This window comes from Bacillus sp. J14TS2 (genome assembly GCF_018333015.1).
Lineage (GTDB): Bacteria > Bacillota > Bacilli > Bacillales > Bacillaceae_C > Lederbergia.
The window spans coordinates 94,089-112,657 of the sequence record NZ_BORE01000002.1 but is presented as its reverse complement, the minus strand read 5'-3'; the positions used below and the strand labels follow the sequence as shown (position 1 = coordinate 112,657).

The 18,569-nt window shown below is 38.1% G+C and carries 16 protein-coding genes and 1 riboswitch; of the genes, 5 read left to right on the top strand and 11 right to left on the bottom strand.

Features of this window, described 5'->3' with window-relative positions; translation table 11 throughout:
- The first annotated feature begins 133 nt into the window (after nucleotides 1–133).
- On the top strand, nucleotides 134–1,402 hold the full coding sequence (locus tag KI375_RS03150; protein WP_212972105.1) for an MFS transporter: 1,269 nt from the start codon (nucleotides 134–136) through the stop codon (nucleotides 1,400–1,402).
- 139 nt (nucleotides 1,403–1,541) lie between these two features.
- Here the strand turns inward: KI375_RS03150 and panF are convergent, their stop codons facing one another.
- The 9 genes from panF to xylA all read right to left on the bottom strand — a co-directional run bounded on the left by panF (nucleotide 1,542) and on the right by xylA (nucleotide 11,167).
- Nucleotides 1,542–2,972, bottom strand: a complete 1,431-nt coding sequence (gene panF / locus KI375_RS03145) for a sodium/pantothenate symporter (protein ID WP_212972104.1) — start codon at nucleotides 2,970–2,972, stop codon at nucleotides 1,542–1,544.
- A complete protein-coding gene (locus KI375_RS03140; protein ID WP_306419769.1) occupies nucleotides 2,969–3,244 on the bottom strand; it encodes a YhdT family protein in 276 nt (91 codons plus the stop codon). Before KI375_RS03140 ends, panF begins: the two co-directional genes overlap by 4 nt.
- Nucleotides 3,245–3,531: 287 nt before the next feature.
- Nucleotides 3,532–4,116 (bottom strand): PepSY domain-containing protein, encoded by a 585-nt coding sequence (locus tag KI375_RS03135; protein ID WP_212972103.1) that lies wholly within the window; start codon nucleotides 4,114–4,116, stop codon nucleotides 3,532–3,534.
- A gap of 102 nt (nucleotides 4,117–4,218) precedes the next feature.
- A complete protein-coding gene (locus KI375_RS03130) occupies nucleotides 4,219–4,761 on the bottom strand; it encodes a PepSY domain-containing protein (RefSeq protein ID WP_212972102.1) in 543 nt (180 codons plus the stop codon).
- Nucleotides 4,762–5,127: 366 nt separating this feature from the next.
- Nucleotides 5,128–6,489 carry a sensor histidine kinase gene (locus tag KI375_RS03125; protein ID WP_212972101.1) on the bottom strand — a complete coding sequence of 454 codons (1,362 nt, stop codon included), beginning with the start codon at nucleotides 6,487–6,489 and terminating at the stop codon, nucleotides 5,128–5,130.
- Nucleotides 6,486–7,190, bottom strand: a complete 705-nt coding sequence (locus tag KI375_RS03120) for a response regulator transcription factor (RefSeq protein WP_212972100.1) — start codon at nucleotides 7,188–7,190, stop codon at nucleotides 6,486–6,488. Before KI375_RS03120 ends, KI375_RS03125 begins: the two co-directional genes overlap by 4 nt.
- Before the next feature lie 604 nt (nucleotides 7,191–7,794).
- Nucleotides 7,795–8,127 (bottom strand): four-helix bundle copper-binding protein, encoded by a 333-nt coding sequence (locus KI375_RS03115; RefSeq protein ID WP_212972099.1) that lies wholly within the window; start codon nucleotides 8,125–8,127, stop codon nucleotides 7,795–7,797.
- A gap of 187 nt (nucleotides 8,128–8,314) precedes the next feature.
- Nucleotides 8,315–9,814: a xylulokinase gene (gene xylB, locus KI375_RS03110; protein WP_212972098.1), complete on the bottom strand. Its 1,500-nt coding sequence runs from the start codon at nucleotides 9,812–9,814 to the stop codon at nucleotides 8,315–8,317.
- Nucleotides 9,815–9,841: 27 nt separating this feature from the next.
- Entirely contained in the window at nucleotides 9,842–11,167 is a 1,326-nt protein-coding gene (xylA, locus tag KI375_RS03105; protein WP_212972097.1) for a xylose isomerase, read from the bottom strand.
- A 131-nt stretch (nucleotides 11,168–11,298) separates the two neighbouring features.
- Here xylA and KI375_RS03100 point away from each other — a divergent pair, with 131 nt between their 5' ends.
- From KI375_RS03100 to KI375_RS03085, 4 genes are all read left to right on the top strand, one after another.
- Nucleotides 11,299–12,480: an ROK family transcriptional regulator gene (locus tag KI375_RS03100; protein ID WP_212972096.1), complete on the top strand. Its 1,182-nt coding sequence runs from the start codon at nucleotides 11,299–11,301 to the stop codon at nucleotides 12,478–12,480.
- 308 nt (nucleotides 12,481–12,788) lie between these two features.
- Nucleotides 12,789–12,973: riboswitch (cobalamin riboswitch) on the top strand.
- Nucleotides 12,974–13,202: 229 nt separating this feature from the next.
- Entirely contained in the window at nucleotides 13,203–15,476 is a 2,274-nt protein-coding gene (locus KI375_RS03095) for a ribonucleoside-diphosphate reductase subunit alpha (RefSeq protein ID WP_212972095.1), read from the top strand.
- The gene (locus KI375_RS03090; RefSeq protein WP_212972094.1) at nucleotides 15,461–15,904 is read left to right on the top strand and encodes a flavodoxin; all 444 of its coding nucleotides are present in this window, start codon (nucleotides 15,461–15,463) and stop codon (nucleotides 15,902–15,904) included. The genes KI375_RS03095 and KI375_RS03090 overlap by 16 nt, the downstream gene beginning before the upstream one ends.
- A complete protein-coding gene (locus KI375_RS03085) occupies nucleotides 15,880–16,920 on the top strand; it encodes a ribonucleotide-diphosphate reductase subunit beta (protein WP_212972093.1) in 1,041 nt (346 codons plus the stop codon). Before KI375_RS03090 ends, KI375_RS03085 begins: the two co-directional genes overlap by 25 nt.
- A gap of 134 nt (nucleotides 16,921–17,054) precedes the next feature.
- Here KI375_RS03085 and KI375_RS03080 read toward each other — a convergent pair whose 3' ends face one another.
- Nucleotides 17,055–17,255, bottom strand: a complete 201-nt coding sequence (locus tag KI375_RS03080; protein ID WP_207452638.1) for a cold-shock protein — start codon at nucleotides 17,253–17,255, stop codon at nucleotides 17,055–17,057.
- 318 nt (nucleotides 17,256–17,573) lie between these two features.
- Nucleotides 17,574–18,401, bottom strand: a complete 828-nt coding sequence (gene ku, locus KI375_RS03075; RefSeq protein WP_212972092.1) for a non-homologous end joining protein Ku — start codon at nucleotides 18,399–18,401, stop codon at nucleotides 17,574–17,576.
- Nucleotides 18,402–18,569: the final 168 nt, after the last annotated feature.

The window sequence follows — 18,569 nt, the reverse complement described above, 5'->3', positions numbered from 1 at the left end:
ATTTTGTTTGGTATTCTTTTCCTTCCAAATCTAGCTACTAAGTCCAAAATTTATTTCCTTAAAAAAACGTTTACCAGGATAAAAAGAAAAAAACCGTTAATAGTAAAATTATCATGATTGAAAGGATAAAACGATGGAAACAAATAATGAACAAGCAGCAATAAATAATAATCATACGAAACCCAATAAAAAGTTAGCCATTATGGCGATTGCTTCTATTCCGCTGATCATGACACTGGGGAATTCAATGTTAATTCCAATCCTACCTTTAATGGAAAAGGAACTTGATATCTCTAAATTTCAGTCTAGTTTGATCATAACGGTGTATTCCATTGTTTCTATATTTTTAATTCCGGTTGCTGGTTTTCTTTCCGATAAATACGGACGGAAGATTGTAATTATCCCATCGTTGATCTTAACGGGGATCGGAGGAATCATTTGTGGTTGGGCAGCTTGGCAACTCGATTCTGCCTTTACTTGGATTATTATTGGAAGAGTTTTTCAAGGGATTGGTGCATCGGGAGCATTTCCAATTGTTTTACCTTTAGTTGGTGATATCTGTAAGGAAGAGGCTGAGGCAAGTGCTTCCCTCGGCATCATTGAAACCTCTAATACGTTTGGAAAAGTACTAAGTCCAATCTTAGGAGCATTAATTGCGGGAATCACTTGGTTTATGCCTTTTTTTTCCATTCCAATACTAAGCCTTCTTTCTTTATTATTAATTGTATTTTTTGTCAAGAAACCTAAAGAAGATGAGCATGAACTTTCTTTTGGTCGTTTTACTAAAAATATAAAGGAGATATTTAGCCAGCATTGGAGATGGCTTATTGCTGTTTTTATGATTGGGGCTATTTTAATGTTTATTTTATTCGGCTTACTTTTTTATCTGTCTTCTATCTTGGAGGATAAATATCATTATGATGGGGTAAAAAAGGGATTCTTGCTTGCCATACCTCTAGCTGCCTTGTGTATAGCTTCTTTTATAGCCGGAAAGGTGATTAAAGATAATTTACAAAGGATGAAATGGATCACTTTTTTCGGCACGGTTTTAACAGCTATATCAATTGCTGCCACTATGTTCTCTGAAAAGTTTATTTACTTAATTGTTGTTTTTCTATTCTGTGGGATTGGAATTGGGGCTGCTTTACCTTGTCTGGATTCAATTTTGACGCAAAGTATTGAAAAGGAAATGCGTGGCACGATCACTGCTATTTTTAGTTCCATGCGCTTTCTAGGTGTTGCTGCTGGGCCACCGATCATTGCTTTGCTCATGAAAGGCAAAATACTTGATATGGTTATTGTATTAGGCGTCCTTAGTGTCATTGGAGCCTGGCTTTCCTTTAAAGCCATAAAACCTGAACAGAAAAAACAGGCCACCAAAGTGAAGCCTGTCTTAGAATGAACATTATTCCATAAAGACCTCACTTTAAGGCAATATGGGATTCAAAAGAGACTAAGTGGGAAATTACAGCCGCTAACACGCCGATAAGTTTTGAGCCATCAGTGCGAAATGGAAGCTTCATACTATTGGCAGTCTTGATTTATAGGGTGAAAGCGGGTTTTGTGATCTTTGAGATAAATACAAAGACAACGAGGGAAATCAGTACAGGCAGTACGACAGTATGCATGCCTAAAGCATTTGGCCAAAAGAGATGAAAACAGATATAAGTGCCCATCCCAGCAACCATTGAACTAATGGCGCCGTATTTATTCGCATTTTTCCAATACAGCCCTAACACAATCGGCCAAATAAATACAGCCTCTAATCCGCCGAAAGAAAATAAATTTAGCCAAATTAAGAAATCTGGAGGCTGGATCGCTAAAAAGAAAACTGCCACTCCAATGATGGCTGTCATCCAGAGGCTGATTTTCTTGACTTTATTTATATTGGCGTTTGGATTAATAAAATTTAAATAAAGATCTTTGACTAATGCGGACGAAACCAATAACAATAAAGAATCTACGGTGGACATAATTGCCGCCATTGGAGCTGCTAACACGATACCAGCAGCCCATGGGGGCAATATTTCAAGAGTTAATAACGGCATCACCGTATCAGCATCTTCCAGGCCGGGGATGATAACCCTGGCAAACACACCCGCTAAATGCATTCCAAGCATAATCACCCCAGTGACAAAAGTTCCGATAATAATCGCTCGATGCATAGCATTCGAGTTTTTATAAGACATCGCTCTTACTGTCACTTGTGGGAGTCCTACAACGCCAACTCCTACTAATATCCAAAAGGATGATATGTATAATGGTGTTAAACTGCGATCTGCTCCATATGGGCTTAATAAATTAGGGTTCTCATTTCTTAACTCCGACATGATTGTGTCGATACCACCACCGGCAATAATGGCTGCAATCAGCAAAATAACCGTTCCACCTAACATAATAATTCCTTGAATACTGTCAGTAATGGCAACAGCTCTAAATCCACCGATAACAACATAAACCAGAACAGAAACCGCAAAGATGACAAGAGCAGATAAATAAGATACTCCTATAACGGATTCAATCAACCTTGCTCCGCCCACCCACTGAGCGATCATCGCAGAAAATAAAAAAATAGTAATACTAACGGCAGATAAAATACTTACCCATTTGGATTGATAACGACTTTGTAAAAAATCGGTTATGGTAACAGCTTTATATTTTCTCGACATGATGGCAAATTTTTTGCCAAGGACCATTAAAACAAAATAGCCTGTCACCACTTGAGACATAGCGAGTAATACCCAAGCCAATCCATAATGGTAAGCTGCTCCCGGTCCCCCCAAAAAACTACTGGCACTTCCATAAGTCGCCACCATCGTCATTGCTAACACAAAGCCGCCTAATTGTCGATTTCCCAAAAAGTATTCTTGGATGAAGGAATCAGAGGATTTTACAAATCTTGCTGCATAGAACCCAGCAATAAAAATAATGACAAGAAAGAGAAGAAGTGGTGTGATAACTTGGAGATTCAATTTTCATCCTCCTCTTCAAACGATAGTTCATGAAAAAATGTTTTTACGAAAAGAACTACTAATAAAAAAATGATGATAAAACCTAGAATACTGCTATAAAAAAACCAAGCTGGAAACCCTAGTATATATTGATATTCTTCTACCGGCTTATTTCCTAATCCATATGCAAATCCGTACCACCAAAGAAAGTGAAAGATCACTAAACCAACTCCGATCCGTGCTTCCCTTCGAGAAATGCGGATCTGTTTATCGCTCATCTCAAGTTTTTTCACCAGGCTTCTACTCCTTCCGGTGTTGCTCTTATATTCCAAAATATTTCCTGTTCTATTATATAAAAACTGATGGGGCTACTCAACTGCTATGCAATTTATTCATTACCATCGAGAGAAACTGGGACAAAGTGTTTTCATCAAAGAAAAAACCGAACTAGTATGATGCATTTACCCCGCTCCGGAAATATACTTCGCTAAGGTAATGCATTGTTCGGCTTTAAAGCTTAACTTTTTAGTTAAAAGCTAAGAAAGATTATTTTTTTCTGTAGAACCGCATTGGGTCTTTCTTAATCATCAACTTCTTTTGATATAATTTTTCCTGTGTTAGAATCTAACTTTAATTCGATTGGAGTTTCTCCTGAATACAGTTTGATTTCATATTCTGTATCATCAGAATCGAATTCTATTTCCGCTATGGTCCCTGGAGTATCTTTCAAGGCAATGGATACGGCTTCGTCCAATGTAATCTTGCTCTTTGTATTTGAACCGTTAACTATAGGGTCTTTATATGAAGCCGATTCGACGTTTGAAACCTTTGCATCATAATCGAATTCAAGGACCACTCCTGTTTGAGCATCAATCTCCAGCTCAGCTTGAGCATGGTCATCCACTATTAATTCCACTTCATAGACAAAATGGCCATCCTCTTTATCAAGCTCTAAACTTTGGATTGTTCCATCTATTTCTTGTAGAGCTATATCACGTGCCTCCTCCCATGAAATCAACGCTGTCTCTTTCGCTTTTTCACTTACTGGAATATTATTTGAGCGACTTGAATCTGATGGATTTGGGTTGGAAATCGCCGCGACCCCAATGGCACCACTAAAAATAACTGCAACTGCTACAAAAAGAATGAATAATTTTTTCCTCATTTTTTACTCTCCTTTCCTTGATCATGTTGTTATCATAACCAATTTAAATGTGGAAAGAAGAATAGGATGATGAGAATTTCATGAGAAATCGATTGATTGCTATTAATCCTCCCATGTAGTGGTTTCTACCTCACCTGTGACAGCGTTAATTTGGATTGTTGCCTCCATATCGTCAGAGCGTTCAATTTCAATAAAATAATAGCTAACTCCATCCTCTTCTTCAAAATCAATATCATCTACTTCACCTTCAACTTCATTAAGTGCAATTTCAAGCGCTTTTTCCTTTGTAATAATTACGTTGGAATCTTCTGTTTTGCTCCCATCCTCTTCTGTTTTTCCAGGAGTTTCTTTATCAGGTTTTGGTTCTATTGCTTTCACCCTGTTAATCTCAAGGATGTCACCTGATTGACGATCTACTTCGATTTCATATATCCCTGTTTTCAACTCGATTGTCACCAGAAACCCTTTAGTGGTGCTCGTAACTTTTGTACTTTCTGCTTTATAAACATCATTGACAATATTTTCAGCATCCACCTCTGTTATAGGTTCAGCTGAGGTTTTATATTGAAACAGCTGCCAAATTGCAAAAGCAAGTACACCTATACAACTAAGGATTATAAGGGGTTTTAAAAATTTTCTTCTCATCATGATCCTTCTCCATTTTTTTACTGTTTAAGAAATTATAAAATTGTAGCTCGTGGATAACTGTTTACATTGCGGTTGGTGTCTAGCTCCAGGCGCCATCGGCGTTGCCACAGGACGTGGCGACCTTAGCCGATGTTCCACGAAATAACCTGAGCCAATGAAAGGCAAAGGACGCCTTTCTTTATCTCAGAACATTTGCTTGTCGGAGGCCAACAGGATGTTGGTCAGGAAGGCGTTGCGCCAGGACGGCGCGAATTTAGCCTTTCTTCTTACATCAAGGCGCCTTGCGCTTTTCTTGACCATTATATCCTCTATTCATGAGAATTTAATGAGAATTATAACGTCAAAAACAAAACATACAAAAAACTAATTGCTGGAAGCTACAGGCAAAAAGATTCGTACGCTAGTTCCTTGACCTTCAATACTTTTCACATTAAGTGTCGCATTTATCGCATTGGCCATTTCCTTTGCTAACGGTAAACCTAGTCCAAACCCACCTGATTTTCGAGTTCTCGCTTTATCCACTCGATAGAAACGATCGAATATCTTAGATAATTCCTCCGCTGGAATTCCAATGCCATGGTCCGAAATCTCAACCCAGCCATATTCTTTTGAATTCCCTACTTTTACTTCTATTGAACCTTCACTATACTTCAAAGCATTATCCATTAAAATATAGAGAAGCTGTTTTAGCTTTTGTAAATCTGACTGAACAACAATTGGCTGCTCAATTTGAAGAATAATATTGCGTTGAAAAGTAGTACGAAAAGATTGAACAGATTCTTTTATTACCTCATCTAAAGCAATATGCGTTATTTCCACTTTCCATTGTGTATCATTTTTTGCTAAGAGTAAGAGCTGCTGAGTTAATTCCTTCATGCGTATCGCTTCTGAGTGTATAGCCTCTACAGATTCATCAAATATTTCTTCTCGCTCTTTACCACGTCGTTTTAATAAATTTGCATATGATTCAATAATGGTAAGCGGAGTTTTTAATTCATGAGAAGCATTCGAAACAAAGGCTTCTTGTTTCTCATAATTCTTCTCTAGTTGAAGAATCATTTCATTGAATGTTTTTCCCATTTGATAAAGTTCATCATTAGACGTTTTTGGAAGATCAATGCGTTTGTATTGGTCACTATCTCGTATTTCATTCATTGTACGAATTAAATTAGTAATTGGCCTTGTAATGAAATTTCCTAATAGACGTGAAGAGAGAATAACTGGGATTGCCGCTAAGATCGTAATAATAATGAGCACCCATTTTAAAGTGGATAAAATTTGGACAGAGGAGGAGAGATTTTCTGTTAATTGGAATTCTACCACCTCCCCTGTAGGTTCCCAGATTATCGGAATGGAAACAAACGCATAGACGATCTCATTATTTTTCACAATCTGATGTCGCTCTTTCCCTACGAATGTTATCGGGAGATCAATAAGCTGCTCTTGTTGTTTAGCTGTAGTGGCAGTTTCGGATGTTCCATCTTGTTTTACCACCCGAATCATACTGTCTACAGGGACGTAAGCCCGTAGGACATGTTGCGTTGTCCTACTTGATTCGGTTTGCTCCATCTCCCTAACAATATTTAGAGCCTGAAAAGTAGCCTTTTCTAACTCATTTTTTAAAATAAAATGATTGAATGTAAAATAAATGGAGCTATTGATCAAGACTAGGAGAAAAATGATCAGCACAGAGGTGTATAAATTAATCTTACTTCTCAGTTTCATATCTTATCCTTCAATACATAACCGACGCCACGGATTGTGTGTATTAGTGAATGTTCATATGGTTTGTCAATTTTATTTCGCAAATAGCGGATATATACATCCACTATATTGGTATCGCCATAATAGTCATATCCCCACACATTATTTAATAACTGCTCCCTATTTAAAACAATTTTTTCATTCTTCATTAAGTAGGTAAGCAGATCAAATTCTCTTGGCGTCAGATCGATGGCAGCTTCCCCGCGAAAAACCTCCCTAGTTGATTCACTTAACTTTAAATCCCCAACCTGTAACCAATCTTCAATAGCAAGAGACGTGTTTTGTTTCTGGTTTAATCTTAAAGCAGCACGAATTCGGGCAAATAACTCCTCGATTTGGAAAGGTTTTGTTAAGTAATCATTAGCGCCCAAATCTAACCCAGAGACTTTATCTTCAACAGAATCTTTTGCAGTTAGTAAAATTACAGGTATCGCTTGATCATGAGTCCTTATTCTACGTAATACTTCTATCCCACTTAAGCCAGGCAACATTACGTCTAACAGAATCAGATCCCATGATTGTTCACGTATCATCGTTAATCCTTCAAGGCCATCAAGTGCCTTGGCGGTTTCATACCCCTCATACGTGAGTTCGAGTTCCAATAGACGAGCAATTTTCTCCTCGTCCTCAACAATTAGAATTTTACTTTTTAATTCCTCCATCATTCATCATCCCAATAATTGATTTTTGTTTAGTTTACACTAGAGACATTTTTTTGAAAAGAAAAGCACTAAACAAGAAAAGCGCAAGGCGCCCGCCTATCGGCGACAAGCAAATGTTCTGAGACAAAGAAAGGCGTTCTTTGCCTTTCATTGGCTCAGGTTATTTCGTGGAACATCGGCTAAGGTCGCCACGTCCTGTGGCAACGCCGATGGACTCGCTCCTGCGAGCCTCGAGCCGATGGCGCCTGGAGCTAGACAGCAACCACAAGGTAAACAGTTATCCACAAGCGACAATTTTATAATTTCCTTAACAAGAACAAAAGCGCAAGCGCCTTGATGTAAGAAGAAAGGCTAAATTCGCGCCGTCCTGGCGCAACGCCTTCCTGACCAACATCCTGTTGGCCTCCGACAAGCAAATGTTCCTGAACCTAGGAAGGGGCTTTTTCCCTTCATAGGTCAGGGTTATTTGACCTCGAGGGGCTAGGCGCTGGAGCTAGACGACAAAACTCAAAATTACAACTTATCCACAAGCCAAGAATTTTATAGTTTCCTTAACAGAGAAAAAGGTTTGCCCAAATTTTGGACAAACCCCAGCCATTCCCTATTATGAGAGTAGTGCTTGGCATTCTTCCGCACATTTTAAACAAGCCGCTGCACACTTTTGACAATGATCATGGTTATGTTGTTTACATTCATTGCCACAGTCTTTACAAATGGTTATACAAAGGGTCGCAAGTTCAGCTACATAAGGTGTCCCTCTCGTAATGGCTTGCTCAAAATAAGCACAAATATCGGCACATTCCCTGTCTAATCGAATGCATTCAACCATCATTTGCAAATCATCCTCTTTTAAACATGCCTGATAACAATTATTACATGCGAGAACACATTCATTTAAGGCGGTTAATGCGGACTGGTACTCCTGAATCTGATTCATTTGGTCCCTCCTCCTTTGTTTACTAATACTTCTATCCTTATTAGTCTTGATAAAACCCTTTTTCTTATTCTTTCTTAAAAAGGATGTTCAGAAAGGAAGGGCCAAAGGCTAAATTCGCGGCGGCAATTGTCATATCTGCACTAGCATATCCTGTGCGGCAAAAATCCCCATTGATTTAAGTTTCACTTTATACGCGAAATGCTTTAAGTTGTTCATTGATTTCTCTCGTTTGCGGATAAATCTCTTGATAGATGGCAAATAACTTTTTATATTTCTCTACATTTTCTTGGTTTGGTAGAACTTTCTTCTCTACCTTTAGAAATGTATCAGCACAATCTTTTAGCGATTCAAACCATTTACATCCATAGGCGGCTATCATAGCAGCCCCCATGCCTGGCCCTTGCTCACTCGTTAATTTTACAATTTTTGCGTTAAAGATATCTGCTTGAATTTGCAGCCATTCATCACTTTTAGCACCTCCGCCAATCGAGATAATTGTATCAATCTGTTTACCATTTTTTCTGAAGATATCGATTGACTCATTCAATGAAAAAGTAATGCCTTCTAATACAGCACGAACAAAATCCTTTCGCTGATGAGAACCGTCCATTCCAATAAAACTGCCCCGGATCGCAGCGTCTCCATAAGGTGTTCTCTCTCCTACTATATATGGGGTAAAGAGCAAGCCCTTCGATCCTGCCGGAACCGTATGAAGATCTGCTAGCAAATCATCAAATGATATTGTTGGAGCAAATACGTCTTTGAACCAGCTTAAGCTGTATCCAGCTGCTAATGTGACGCCCATCGTATAATAGGCGTTAGGGGCGCCGTGGTTAAAATAATGAACCTTCCCTTGGAAATCTTTCTTTTCACTTTCTTCATAAGACAACACAACACCAGAGGTACCGATACTGCACAGTGTCTGACCGTCTTCAAGTATTCCCGCTCCGACTGCGCCACAAGCATTATCAGCTCCCCCCGCAAACACGCGAGTGGCAGAGGATAAGCCTGTTGCCTTTGCCATTTCCGCTTGTATAGTCCCCACTTCGCCAGAAGCTTCTATCAATGGCGGGCAAAGTGCTGGATCTATTCCAACTAAGTCACATATTTCCTCGCTCCACGCTTTCTCCCTTATATTCAACAAAAGCGTTCCAGCAGCATCTGAGTAATCCATATGAATGTGCCCAGTTAATTTATATCGTACATAATCCTTTGGAAGTACGAAGGTTGTCGCCTTCGCAAATATATCCGGTTCATGTTTCTTCACCCATAATATTTTAGGTAATGTAAAACCTTCTAAAGCGGGGTTTTTTGTAATTGCAAGCAGACGGTCTTTGCCTACTTGTTCATAAATTTGCTGGCATTCAGCTGTTGTTCGCGTATCGTTCCAGAGGATTGCAGGACGCAAAACCTCATTGTTTTCATCTAGCAATACAAGTCCATGCATTTGACCAGAGAAGCTAATCCCTTCAATCTCTTCTATATCGCCAGTAAACTTCTGCAAGAGATCAGACAATCCCTTGATTGTCTGATCAACCCAATCCTCTGGATATTGCTCACTATAGCCTGTTTTTTCTTGATAAAGTGGATAAGTCTTGGAAACCTCTTCCACCACTTCACCCATTTGGTCCACTAATAAAATTTTCACAGCACTTGTGCCTAAATCAACACCGATCACATATTTCATCGTGTCACCTTCATTCCTCTATTACGTTTACTCGCCAGCAAATGCAGTTAATAAATATTGATTAATCGTTGCTTTAATTTTTTCTAGACGTCCTGATTGATGCTGAATGTCCTTTAGTCCTAATGCATATTCTTCAAGTTGATGGAAATCAGTTTTTCCTTGAACGATATCAAGGCCAATTCCCTCCTTAAAACTGCTGTAGCGCTCTTCAATCACGTGATCAAGCACCTTATCATCGACTAATTTTTGTGCGACTTTAAGTCCGACAGCAAAACCGTCCATCCCGGCAATATGGGCGTGGAATAAATCCTCCGGTTCGAAGGAACCACGTCGAACCTTTGCATCAAAGTTTAAACCACCCTTGCCTAGACCGTCATTTTTAATAATTTCGTACATAGCGAGAGTTGTAGAATAAAGATCAGTCGGAAACTCATCTGTATCCCATCCTAGTAACGGATGGCCTTGGTTTGCGTCTACTGAACCTAGCATTCCATGGATCCGCGCATAATGTAATTCGTGCTCAAACGTATGACCCGCAAGTGTCGCATGGTTCGCTTCAATATTAAATTTAAAATCGTTTTGGAGACCATAATTTTGTAAAAACGCATAGCCGCTTGCCACATCAAAATCATACTGGTGTGTAGTTGGTTCTTTTGGTTTTGGTTCGATAAGGAATTGACCGTTAAAACCAATTTCTTTTGCATAGTCTACAGCCATATGGAAGAATCGACCAAGATTATCCAGTTCAAGCTTCATATCTGTATTAAGAAGCGTTTCGTATCCCTCACGTCCTCCCCAGAACACATAGTTCTCTGCCCCTAACTCTTGGGCAATTTCTAACCCTTTCTTCACCTTTGCTGCAGAGTAGGCAAATACATCCGCATGATTAGAAGAAGCAGCACCATGAATAAAGCGTGGATGTGTGAAATTATTAGCTGTATTCCAAAGCAATTTTGTTTTACTATCTTTCATATAATCTTTCATCATGGAAACGATTGTATCTAAATTTTGGTACGTTTCTTTCAAGCTATTTCCTTCAGGAGCTATATCTACATCATGGAAACAAAAATAAGGAACATTTAATTTTTCAAAGAACTCAAAGGCAGCTTCAAGACGAGCTTTGGCAAGATCCATTCCATCATATTGATCCCAAGGTCTTTGCATCGTCCCCACTCCAAATGGATCTGAACCATCTGCCACAAATGTATGCCAATAAGCTACTCCAAATCGCAAGTATTCCTCCATCGTTTTACCTGCAACGACTTCTTTTGGGTTATAAAATTTAAATGCGTATGGGTTCGTTGATTTCGGTCCTTCATAATTAATTTTACCAATGTTATTAAAATAGCTCATATTGAAACCTCCTTGAAATTTAAGTATCATGTAAATGTTTGCAATTGCATTATAACAATCATTCAGAAGTTTGTCTATCGGATAAACTAAGTGTATACTAATGATGATTAAAATCGAAAGAGTTGAAAAGTATGAAGAGTGAAAAGACTTGGAACCAACATGTCGTCAAAAAGGAAAATAAATTTTTAGTCTTTAAAACGATTATCCAATCCTCGCCTATTTCAAGAGCGGAAATTGCGACAAAAACTGGACTTAATAAAGGAACGGTTTCTTCCCTTGTCCACGAGTTAATAGAAGAAGAGTTTATTTATGAATCAGGCCCAGGTGAATCAAGTGGTGGGAGAAGACCCGTTATGCTTCTTTTTAACAAAAGCGCTGGCTATTCCATTGGAATAAACATTGGCGTGAATTATTTACTTGGTGTTTTAACTGATTTAACTGGGCATATCCATATAGAAAAACAGATAAAAATACATTCCCAATCATTTGAAGTATGGAAAGAGAAACTTTTTGCAATGATACGAGATTTAATCCATTCCACACCAAAAAGTCCTTATAGTATAATTGGCATAGGAGTAGGTGTCCCAGGAACAGTTAATAAATCTGGAAAAATATTACTTGCTCCTAACCTTTCCTGGAAAAATATTGAACTCCAATCCATATTGGAAGAAGAATTCAAGATCCCGACGATTATCGAAAATGAAGCGAACGCTGGTGCATATGGAGAGAAAAAGTATGGTGTTGGCAAAGATTCAAAACATTTGATTTATGTAAGTGTTGGCATCGGTATTGGAGTAGGAATGATCTTAAATGGCCAGTTATATAAAGGCAATAAAGGATTTTCTGGAGAACTTGGTCATATGTCGATTAATGTAAACGGAGATCTTTGTCGCTGTGGAAATAAAGGCTGTTGGGAACTATATGCCTCAGAACAGGCGCTTATTCAACAAGCAAAAAAATCAAATCTCCTTCCAGCTAACCAGACTGATCTTTCACTTGAATATATAGTAGAGCTTGCTGAAAGTGGTAATGAACATGCTATCAATTTATTTCATGAAATCGGGGAATATCTGGGGGTAGGTATAAATAATATCATTAATATTTTTAATCCTCAGGAGATAGTCATCGGAAACCGAATGGCTAGTACAAAAAAGTGGATTCAACCATCATTAGAAAAACAATTAGCTAACCGTATTCAATTCTTTCAAAAACATGATTTGCAAATTAAGTTCTCGAAGCTTTCCTCATATTCTGCCGCATTGGGAGCCGCAGCCTTTTCAACAGAAAACTTTTTAAAAGCGAAGAACAAGTAAAGATTAGAGCCTACGGAAAGCGAATGGTATCATCATAAAGACCCTTTCTACATGAAACATCCAAAAGCCAGTTCTATGACTTTTGGATGTTTCTTGCTTTTTTTGAAATTTTTTCTATGAACAACGGCAACTTTTTGGATATAATGATGTTTATGGCAATCAAATTAATTGCCAAATATTGTAGAAAAATGGCATGATTACCTTTGGACAATTTTAAGCATAGTAATGGTTGCTATTCAGAATCAATCATGGTAATATCATTAAAGATACTACATTTTGTGTTTCAACAGCAAACATCATACTATATATTGATTTCAACAAATAAAGGCGCCTGTTAAGGCTTTAAAAGGGAATCCGGTGGAATTCCGGAACTGTCCCCGCAATTGTAAATGCGAACGAACGGACTCGCCACTGGTTCGACAAAACTCGAACTGGGAAGGCCCCAGTAGGATGAAGCATAAGTCAGGAGACCTACCTTTATTTGTCGGAGTTTCATTTCTTCGGGGAACAAGAAGGTGAAGCGATAGTGAATATATGCCTTTCTTTCCTATCGTTTAATTCGCCTTTTTCTATGGCGATTTTTTTTATTTACTTCACCCTGTCCATAAGTTTTGCGTAGAATGCTACAAGAATATTTTACTCTTACACAGGTGTGCTACACACCTCCCCAAAGATAGTTGAGTTTTTCTGATTTTATTCTATTGATAGAAAGGTGATTATCATTGACTACAATTATTTCAAAACAAGAAGAAACACATCCTACCCACTTTAACCAGGAGCGAATCCAAGCATACATTCAAAAAGTTACTTCTATTCAATCCCAGGAATACATCGATAAAGTAATCCGAGCTATTGAAGCAAAAGCGCAAATTAGCACCGATGAGGTCACTTCCATCTTAATTAATGCCGCATTAGAAAATGTGGATGAAGTCAATACTGAATGGAGTTTCGAAGCAGCGAAAATCTATTTACACAAACTCTATAGACAAGCGAGCTCTCATCGAGGATATGATCAGGAACAGAGATATGGTAATTTCTATTCCTTATTAAAACAGTTAACCGATGAGGGTATTTACACACCACAGCTTCTAGAAAAATATGAAAAGGCAGAAATTGAACACATTTCCACTTTATTGGACCCTGAAAAAGATTTATTATTTGATTACATCGGTTTACACACGCTAGCAACGCGATATTTAGCAACAGATCATCAAAAAAATACATATGAGCTACCACAAGAGCGTTGGTTAGTGATCTCCATGCATTTAATGAAAGATGAGCCAAGAGAGAAGCGATTTGCACTGATCACAGAAGCTTACTGGGCTTTATCTAATCTCTACATGACTGTAGCAACCCCCACACTCGCAAATGCTGGACTTGCTCATGGCCAATTATCTAGTTGCTTTATTGATACAGTCGAAGACTCTCTTATTGGCATATACAATAGCAATACAGATGTCGCTCGTCTTTCGAAAGATGGCGGTGGTATTGGGGTCTATATGGGAAAAGTTAGAAGTCGAGGCTCATCCATAAAAGGCTTTAAAGGAGCATCCTCTGGTGTACTGCCATGGATTAAACAGTTAAACAATACAGCCGTTAGCGTGGACCAACTTGGTCGTAGAAAAGGTGCTATTGCCGTCTATTTAGATGTATGGCATGCTGATATTTTGTCATTTTTGGATTTAAAATTAAATAATGGTGATGAAAGACAACGAGCACATGATATTTTTACCGGTGTATGTCTACCTGATCTATTTATGGAGAAAGTAGAGAATCGTGAAGATTGGTTCTTGTTTGATCCGCATGAGGTGCGAAATCTATTAGGCTTTTCTCTCGAAGATTATTATGATGAACAAAGAGGAAATGGCAGCTTTCGAGAAAAGTATGAGGAATGTGTCCAACATCCACAACTAAAGAAAACGAAAATTCCTGCTATTCAAATCATGGTACGTATCATGAAATCTCAACTCGAAACAGGCACACCTTTTATGTTTTATCGCGATGAAGTGAATCGAAAAAATCCAAATAAACATGCTGGAATGGTCTATTCAAGTAATCTATGTACAGAAATCATGCAAAATATGTCTCCTACTCTTCAATCAGAAGAAATTGTAGAAGACGGAACTATTATCACGTATAAAAAACCAGGGGATTTTGTCGTATGTAATCTTTCCTCTATTAATCTTGGCAGAACGGTTCAGTTGGATGATGATGAGCAAGAAGTTTTACAGCGTCTCATTCCTATTCAGGTTCGGATGCTGGATAATGTCATTGATCTTAACACGATTGATGTTAAGCAAGCGATGATCACCAATAAAAAATATCGCGCGATTGGGTTAGGAACGTTTGGCTGGCATCATATCTTGGCTCTGAAAAACTTGAAGTGGGAATCCAAAGAAGCCGTTGAATTTGCCGATCAATTATATGAACGTATTTCAAAGTTGACCATTCAAGCGAGCATTGATTTGGCAAAAGAAAAAGGCGCCTATCCAATGTTTGCGGGAAGTGACTGGCAAACTGGCCAGTATTTTCAACAGCGAGGCTATGAAAATGATGAAGAATGGCGTTCCATTATGGATGAGGCCGCAACCTTCGGATTAAGAAATGGTTATTTAATGGCCGTTGCTCCAAACTCCAGTACTTCTGTTATTGCGGGTTCAACAGCCAGTATCGATCCAATTTTCAAACCTTTTTATTATGAAGAAAAGAAAGACTACAAATTACCATTCGTAGCACCTGACTTAAATCATCGTACGTATGATGTGTACCGACGCTCGGCTTATATTGTGGATCAACGATGGTCTATACAGCAAAATGCTGCTAGACAACATCATATTGATCAATCGATCTCTTTTAACTTCTATGTACCAAATAATATTAAGGCAAAAGTGTTACTTGATTTACATTTACAAGCCTGGGATTCAGGTTTAAAAACTACTTACTATGTGCGCTCTACGGCTTCAGATATTGAGGAGTGTGAATGGTGCGAATCTTAATTTGTTATGCCAGCTATAGCGGTAATACAAAGGAAGTCGCTGAATTAATTAATTATAAGCTGCAACAGGAAGGTATTTATACAGAACAATATTGGATTGGTACAGGTAGAATCCCAGATCCAGCTGCATTCGATGCAATGCTTATCGGTACGTTTACATGGGATAGAGGCGGAACACCTGAAGAGGTAAAAGAGTTTGTATACGAGATTGGCTATAAACCTCCCTCTGTTTTTGTCTTTGGAACAGGTGATACCCAATTTGGTGGAGATGATTTATTTTGCCATGCGGCTGTAAAATTGGCTAAATTCTATCACTCTACCCTTCTCCCTTTGAAAATCGAACAAAGTCCTAGAGGATCACAAGAGAAAAAAGTGATCCGCTGGACGGAAGGAGTTATTAAACATTGTCCACTACACTTAGTAAAGTAAATATCTTAGAGCCCATTCATCCAAACCGATCTACTGCCCTTTTCGGTGGGAAAGCCAGTGGGATTTTGAATTGGAATGATTTAAAATATCCCCATTTCTATAAACATCGTGAGCAAATCCGGGCGCTTTTTTGGCGATCCAGCGAGGTTGATATGACTCATGATACAAAGCAATTTCCGAATTTAACGATGACAGAACAAACAGCGTTCCTAAAAATTATTGGACTACTAGCCACATTAGATGGACCCCAAACGGATATGGCAGCTAGAATTGCTCAATATTCAACTGATCCCTCTGTTAAATCTGTGATGGCAACCATCGCTGATCAGGAAAGTGAACATAATCATAGCTACGCCTATGTTCTTTCCTCTGTAACAACTTTAGATAAACAAAACGAATCCTTTGAAACTGGTCGAACGGATGAAGTGTTATTAGAGCGAAACACTCGCATTATGGAAGTCTATAATGAATTTGCGCAAAATCCTACGATTGAAAATGTATTAAAAGCAATGGTATATACGTCATTACTGGAAGGCCTATTCTTTTATTCCGGCTTTGCCTTTTTTTATAACTTAGCTAGAGATCAAAAAATGGTTGGTACCTCTACGATGATCAGTTATATTAATCGAGATGAATTGCAGCATGGGCGTTTTATTAGCGATCTCTTTCGCGCTACCTTGGCGGAACATCCAGAACTTAACACAAATGAATTTACGGATTGGGTTTATGAACAATTTCGTCATTCAGTTGAACAGGAAACAAAGTGGAGTCATTACATTCTTGCCGATATTGATGGCATCGATTTAATGGAGATGGAAGGTTATATTAAATACCGAGCAAATAAAATGCTACGTTTGTTAGGCTTGAGTGAAATTTATCAAGAACATACGGAAAACCCAATGAAATGGATTCGGGCTTATGTTGATAACTTTGACGACACTAAAACAGATTTCTTTGAGCAAAAATCGCGACAGTACACAAAAACAAGTGATCTAAATGGATTTGATGAACTGTAAAGAACAAAAGCGCAAGCGCCTTGATGTAAGAAGAAAGGCTAAATTCGCGCCGTCCTGGCGCAACGCCGATGTGCATTCTCATACTTTTAAAAATGAAAAAAACCTAACTCAAATCATGAGTTAGGTTTTTTTCATTATAGTTTCACAACGTTTTCAGCTTGTGGGCCACGTTGTCCTTCAACGATATCAAATTCAACTTGTTGACCTTCGTCAAGTGTCTTGAAGCCTTCTCCACCGATTGCACTATAATGAACGAATACATCATTTCCGCCTTCAACTTCGATGAAGCCAAAGCCTTTTTCACTGTTAAACCATTTTACTGTACCTGTTGCCATTGGTATAAAACCTCCAAAAAATTTTTAATATGTTCTTCATATTTACCAAGTAAATAAAAAATCACATATTATAATCAATACCCACTTTTAGGAGCAGATATTCATTATAACATGTGAATTTTAACTCCAAAATAAAACTGTGGCCGGTATCTGCCATAAAAATTAGTTAGAATTATTAAACTTTCAATCAACAATGCTAAGCAACTTCATCATACATGAGGAAATTGGAAAAAGCAAGAAAATAGCGAAAAACTTTTCGTCTTTTTTCGCCAAAATTCCCGCTTTTTCAGGGATTCACACCTTCTATCACCTAACAGCTTATCTAGGTTCTGCTGTTTTCTTTGTCGTCTTTTTCCGCTTTGTTGTTTTCTTTTCCGGTTTTGATTTGTCAATAGAGGCTTGTAATGCAGCCATCAAATCCGTAATATTTTCTGTCGTTTTTTCCGGTTTTGCAGTGACTGTTTTTTCCCCTTTTTGCTTTGTTTGGATAAGCTCCATGACTTTGTTTCGATATTCATCTTCGTATTTTTCAGGTGCAAATGGTGTCGTTAGTTGGTCAATTAATAAAATAGCTGTATCAATTTCCTTTTTAGATGCCTCATCTTCATTTGGTACATTTGGCACTTCCGTCACCTTTCTAACTTCATCAGGATAATGAATGGTCTCCATTAAAAGTGTTTTTTCATATACACGAATAACAGCTAATTGCTCTTTTGAGCGAATGATGATTTTAGCGATGCCAGCTTTTCCACTTTCTATTAGAGCTTTTCGTAAAAGACTGTATGCTTTTGCTCCACCGTCTGGAGACATGTAATAGCTTCGGTTAAAATAAATTGGATCAATTTCATTTAAATGAATAAAATCGATGATCTCTACAGCTTTTTCTCCTTTTTCCCCCGCTAATGCTTTTAATTCGTCCTGCTCAACTACCACATACTCTCCTTTTGTTAATTCATACCCCTTTACAATATCATCTGTTTTTACTTTTTCCTCACATACCGGACAGATTTTCTCGTATTTTATTGGCGTATTACATTTGTTATGAAGAGAACGAAATTTAATATCCTTATCTTCTGTCGCTGCATGTAATTTAATCGGAATATTCACGAGGCCAAAACTGATGCTTCCCTTCCACATTGTATGCATTCATACACCTTCTTCTTCGCTTTTTTAATAGCATTTGCATTCATGAAAAAAATTATCCCAAGTAACAATTGGGAAAAATCCATAGAAAGTTGGGTATGCTAATTTCAATAACTAACATAAAGTGAAACTTCAATCAGTGAGGTTTTTTCATTTCCACTGTTTGTTAGT